Origin of the sequence: Streptomyces scabichelini (assembly GCF_011045015.1) — a bacterium.
Classification (GTDB): Bacteria; Actinomycetota; Actinomycetes; order Streptomycetales; family Streptomycetaceae; genus Streptomyces; species Streptomyces scabichelini.
Map to the genome: position 1 here is coordinate 1 of NZ_JAAKZY010000369.1, position 5,436 is coordinate 5,436.

4 protein-coding genes are annotated in these 5,436 nt (G+C 71.2%); all 4 read right to left on the reverse strand.

Translation table 11 applies throughout. The annotated features are described in order from the left end of the window. Positions 1-322: 322 nt before the first annotated feature. Positions 323-1,366 carry an NAD(P)-dependent alcohol dehydrogenase gene (locus G5C60_RS49230; RefSeq protein WP_165270593.1) on the reverse strand — a complete coding sequence of 348 codons (1,044 nt, stop codon included), beginning with the start codon at positions 1,364-1,366 and terminating at the stop codon, positions 323-325. Positions 1,367-1,368: 2 nt separating this feature from the next. After that, on the reverse strand, positions 1,369-2,514 hold the full coding sequence (locus G5C60_RS49235) for an ABC transporter permease (protein WP_165270595.1): 1,146 nt from the start codon (positions 2,512-2,514) through the stop codon (positions 1,369-1,371). A 1-nt stretch (position 2,515) separates the two neighbouring features. Then, a complete protein-coding gene (locus G5C60_RS49240) occupies positions 2,516-4,105 on the reverse strand; it encodes an ATP-binding cassette domain-containing protein (protein ID WP_165270597.1) in 1,590 nt (529 codons plus the stop codon). Positions 4,106-4,168: 63 nt separating this feature from the next. Beyond that, positions 4,169-5,311: a sugar ABC transporter substrate-binding protein gene (locus G5C60_RS49245; protein ID WP_165270599.1), complete on the reverse strand. Its 1,143-nt coding sequence runs from the start codon at positions 5,309-5,311 to the stop codon at positions 4,169-4,171. Positions 5,312-5,436 lie beyond the last annotated feature (125 nt).

A 5,436-nucleotide genomic window follows, 5' to 3' on the forward strand; every position in this document is an offset into this window, starting at 1 on the left:
GAGTTCAGCCCGTCCGGCGGAAAGTCAGGCCGCCCGGAAAGTCAGGCCGCCCGGGGAATCAGCCCGTCCGGCGGAATCAGCCTGTCCGGCGGAAATTCAGCCCGTCCGGCGTTTGAGGACCGGGGGTCCGGGGGCTGGCCCCCGAAACGGGGTCCGGGGCGGAGCCCCGAGGGGGTCTCGGGGCGCAGCCCCTGGCGGGGTCTGGGGCGGAGCCCCAGGGATGGGACGGGTAAGGGCGGCGGGGGCGAGGCACATCGCGTCCCCAGACACCCGTCGGGCCGAGCCCTCGCGAGGCCCGGCCCGACGTGCCGCACTTGTCGGCTCACCCGTGCGGCAGCACCACCGCCCGGCCGCTGATGTCACCGGCGTGCAGGCGCTCGTACGCCAGAGGGGCGTCCTCCAGCGCGAACGTCTCGACGTGGGAGGAGACGAGGCCCTGCCGGGCCAGTTCGACGACGTCGACGAGCTCCGCCCTGCTGCCCCAGTACGGGAAGCAGGCGGAGACCTCGAACGGCAGCCCGCCGCCGAAGCCCACCGCCAGGGTGCCGCCGCCGATGCCGACGATGGTCACGTCGCCCTCCACGGCCACCGAGGCGGCGGCGACGGCCAGAGTCGCCTCGACGCCTACGAAGTCCAGGACCACCTCCGCCCCCAGCCCGCCGGTGAGTTCCCGTATGCGCTCCGGCGCCTCGCCGCCGGACGGCAGCGTCTCGTGGGCGCCGACCGCGCGTGCCAGCTCCAGCTTCTCCTCGCTCACATCGAGGGCGATCACCCGCGCCGGAGTCAGCGCGCGCAGCAACTGGACGGCGAGGTGGCCCAGACCGCCGACGCCGATCACCACCGCCGTGCTCCCCGGTACGAGCTTGGGCAGGGACTTGCGGATCGCGTGATACGGCGTCAGCCCCGCGTCGGTCAGCGGCGCCGCCTGCACCGGGTCCAGTCCGTTCAGCGGCACCAGGTGACGGGGCGAGTCCACCACCATGAACTCCGCGAGGGCGCCCGGGGAGCCGAGACCGGGCGGCATGATGCCGAGCTCGGCGGCGCGCAGGCAGTAGTTCTCCTTCCCCTCCGCGCACTTGCGGCACAGACCGCAGCCCCAAGGGCCGTACACCGCCACCGCGTCGCCCTCCGCGAGCCCCGTGACACCGGAGCCCAGAGCCGCGACAGTGCCGACGCCCTCATGGCCCAACGTCATCGGCAGCGGGTACGGGAACACATCCTCGGGCCAGCCCATGACGGCCAGGTCGGAGTGGCACAGTCCTGCCGCCGTCACCTTCAACAGGACCTGTCCCGGGCCGGGTTCGGGCGCCGGAACCTCGACGACCTCCGGGGCGCTGCCCACCTTCAAGTACTGAACCGCTTTCATCGTCAGGCCTCCTTTCCGGGGGTGGGCGCGGGGCCCACATAGTCGGGGACAGTGTCGGGGACCGTGAGGTCGTCGCCGGGTGTCTTCCGGCGGCGCAGCACAGTCGGCAACGCGATCCGTCCCCCGGTGAGGACCAGCGCGATGATGAGCACCGAGCCGGTGAACAGGCTCGTGGCCCACTGCGCGCTGGTGGCGAGCCCGAGCCCGGTGATGCCGGTGCCGAGCAGCAGGACCGCGATCACCGTGCCCCAGGCGTTGAAGCGGCCCGCGCGCAGCTGGGTCGCTCCGACGAAGGCCGCGGCGTAGGCGGACAGCAGATAGGGCGTGCCGGCGGTCGGCGAGCCGGATCCGACGGAGGAGGCGAAGACGACTCCCGCGAAACCGGAGAGCAGCGCGGACGTCACCAGGGTCATGAAGCGCAGCCGGTCGGTGCGTACTCCCTGCAGACGTGCCGCGTTCTGGTTGAAGCCGGCCGCGTACAGCCGGCGTCCGGTGGCGGTGTGTTCCAGCAGGAACCAGATGGCCGTCGCGGCGACGAGCAGATACAGCACCGGCAGCGTGATGCCGCCCGCGTCCAGCTGGGCGATGTTCGCGAACGGCTTGGCCAGCAGCTGGAGGCCGGTGATCGAGCTGTCGTTGGTGACCATGGTGATGAGGGACTGGATCAGCGCGCCGGTGGCCAGCGTGGCGATGAAGGAGTCGACGCGCAGTACCACCACCACGATTCCGTTGATCACCCCGACCAGCAACGCGGCCGTCATCGCGAGGGTGATCGCGGTGCCGGGGCCGAGGCCCGCGGAGACCAGGAACCGTGCCGTCAGCACGCTGGTGAGCGACATGGTGAAGGCGACCGACAGGTCGAAGACGCGGGCGGCCAGCGGGAGTACGACGCTGAGCGCCACAAGACCGGCCACAGCGTTGCCGTTCAGTACCTGCTTGACCGTGGTGGCGGTCGGAAACGTCTCCGGCGCCCACAGGGAGAAGAGCACGGCGATGAGCAGCCATACGTAGACGGCGCCGATGTTCCGGAACGACAGGGCGGCCGCCGCCCGTCGGCCCAGCCCCGCCGGCGTCCCCAGGGGAGACACCGCGGGGACGTCCGGTTCGGCCGGCCGGTGCCGTGCCGCCCGGGTCGGGGTGGATGTCATGTCACTCGGTCCCTTCCATGGCATGGACAAGCGCGGGCTCGGTGATGTCCCGGCCGCTGATCTCCCGTACGATCCGGCCGTCCCGTACCACCAGGACGCGGGTGCACAGCGCGAGCAGGTCCTCCGTGTCGGACGAGGACACGATCACGCCCATGCCGTCGTCCGCCTGACGCTCAATCAGTTCGTACAGCTGCCGTCGGGTGGCGACGTCGACGCCCGCCGTGGGTTCGCACAGCACAAGCACCGGCGGCCGCTGGGCCAGACAGCGGGCCATGACGACCTTCTGCTGGTTGCCGCCGCTGAGCGTGGTGATCCGGGCCCCGCGTCCGGCCGTACGGACCTCCACTCGCCGGATCCATTCCTCGGCGAGCGCGCCTTCCCGCCCCCGGTGCAGCCGGCCGATGCGGGCGCGCAGCCGGTCGAGCAGGGGGAGGGTGAGGTTCTCCCCGACCGAGAAGTCGCCGACGAGGCCTTCGTTCGCCCGGTCGGCGGGCACCAGGGGGATGCCGAGTCCGCCCGCGTCCCGTGCGTCGACCCATCGGTCGGAGCGCCCCGGCACCCGCACCGAACCGCCGCGTATCTGCCCGGTGTAGGCCCCGCACACGGCGTACGGCACCACCTCGTGGCCCGAGCCGACCAGGCCGGTGATGCCCACCCGTTCGCCCCGGGCGACGGTGAAGCCGATGCCGTGCAGCGGTCCGGCCGACAGGTCGCGGACCTCCAGGGCGGCCTCGGTGGAAGCGGGCGGAGGCGGCGGCCGGTGATCGGTCTCCATCTCCTCGCCCGCCATCAGCTCCGCCAGCGACCTGGGGGTGAGTTCGGCGACGGGGCGGGTGGCGATGCGGCGTCCGCCGCGGATCACGGTGACCCGGTCGGCGAGCGCGAAGATCTCGTCCATGCGGTGCGAGACGTAGAGCACGCAGGCCCCCGCGTCGCGGATCTCCCGCACGATGTGGAAGAGCCGGGCCACCTCGCCCGGGGGCAGCACGGCGGTCGGCTCGTCGAGTACCAGCACGCCGCGCCGGCCCTCCCAGCCCTGCAGGGCGGCGGCGATGGCCACCACCGCGCGCTGGACAGGGGTGGCCATCGCCAGCGGCCGGCGTACGTCGATGCCGAGCCCGAACCGTTCGACCAGCGCGGCCGTCCGGCGTTCCATTTCCGGCCAGCGGATGTTGCCGAACGCGGTACGGGCGAAGCCGTGGCTGAGCGCGAGGTTGTCCGTGGCGCTCAGCTCCTCCACCAGGCCCAGTTCCTGATGGACGAAGCGGAGCCGGTCGTGCCGTGAACCGGTGACATGGCCCAGGTCGAACGGCTCGCCGTCGAGTTCGGCCACCGCCCCCGGCTCGGCGTGGTGGTAGCCGGCAAGGATCTTGATGAGGGTGGACTTGCCGGAACCGTTGGGCCCGATCAGCGCGTGGATCTCGCCGGGGGCGAGCTCTAGGTCCACGTCCTTCAGCGCCTGGGTTCCGCCGAACCGTTTCGAGAGCCCGGACAGGCGCAGCACGGGCCGGTCCGTCTCGTCCATGCCGTCCGTACCGGTCGGCCCGTGCGCCGTCCCCGTTGATGTGTCGCCCGATATGTCAGCGTGCACCGCTACTCCATCCATCCGTCGCACCCGGCGCCGCCGGCCCGGAGGCCGGCGGCGCCAGGCCGGTCAGCTCAGACCCCAGAGCGCCTTGAACTGCTCCTGGTAGCCCTCGACGAGCGGGAAGTCACCGTCGGCGGACGGCAGGTTCTCCTTGGTGATCAGCATGTTGGGCAGATCCGCCTTCTGGTCCGCCTCCATGGGCTGGCCGGTGAAGTGGCGGGCCAGCGCGTCGACCTGGATCCAGGCGGTCTCGTACGTGTTCAGGGCCATGGCGGCGTCGGTGAGACCGCCCTCGATGTACTGGTAGCTCTGTGCGTCACCGACGTTGACGATGATGTGCTTGCCGGTGATGCCGGCGGTCTTCATCGCGGCCGGGACGCCGACGTTGAGCAGACCCAGCGAGAAGACGATGTGGGTCACCTTCGGGTGCGATCTGAGGTACGACACCACACGGTCCGGCATGTCCTTGCCGATCGCGGTGATCGGCACGTCGACGGTGTCCAGCGCGCAGCCCTCGCACCACTCCCGGTACTTGGCCTCGAACCCGTCCCTGACGGGCTTCAGGATCGTGTACGCGGGCAGGTCGAAGTAGACGGTGTCGGCCTTGGCGCCGCTGTTCGCCACCACCCACGAGGCGATCATCGTGCCCTGGACGTCGACGTCCGCCGGCCCGTTCTTCAGCAGGGAGATGCCGTCGCCCACCACGTCGTCGGCGTTCGACTGGATGACGGGAATACCGGCCTTCTTGAGCTCCGCCAGCTGCTTTGCGTACACCGCGCGCGGGAATCCGGAGGCGACGACGGCGTCCGGCTTGTCGCGCAGTGCCTGCTCGTAGGCGGCCTGGACGGACTCCGGCGTGCCCTGCGTGGCGATCTGCTTGACTTCCCAGCCGAGCTCCTTGGCTCCGGCGGTGAAGTAGTCGGCGAGGTCCTTGCAGGACTGGACGCCGCACAGAATGAAGTCGATCGTCTTCCCCTTGGGAATCTCCTTGCCCACCGGCTCGGTGACGGGAATCCGCGCCGGGCGCTTCGAGTACTCGTCCATCGCCTTGCGGGCGGCGGTCAGGCCGGGCGAGTCCGATGCCGCCGCCTGCGACGAGTCGGCGGCCGGAGTGGCACCGCCGCCGCACGCGGAGAGCGCGAGCAGTGCGGTGACGGGGATGATCGCGGTCATCGCACGGCGGACCGCGCGAACAGGTCTGGAACTCATCGTTGAGCACTCCTGTGATGTGGCGCCTCGGCCGCCGAGACCGGTGGTGTGCCGGGTACTCGGCGGCAGGCTCTGTCCAAGCTCTTCCGGTGCCGCCCCGGACGGGGGCACGGGTGGGGTGGTGG

Excerpts from the sequence above, each read along its gene's own strand:
- G5C60_RS49230 (WP_165270593.1), bottom strand. The coding sequence starts at position 1,366 with ATGAAAGCGGTTCAGTACTTGAAGGTGGGCAGCGCCCCGGAGGTCGTC.
- G5C60_RS49235 (WP_165270595.1), bottom strand. The coding sequence starts at position 2,514 with ATGACATCCACCCCGACCCGGGCGGCACGGCACCGGCCGGCCGAACCG.
- G5C60_RS49245 (WP_165270599.1), bottom strand. The coding sequence starts at position 5,311 with ATGAGTTCCAGACCTGTTCGCGCGGTCCGCCGTGCGATGACCGCGATC.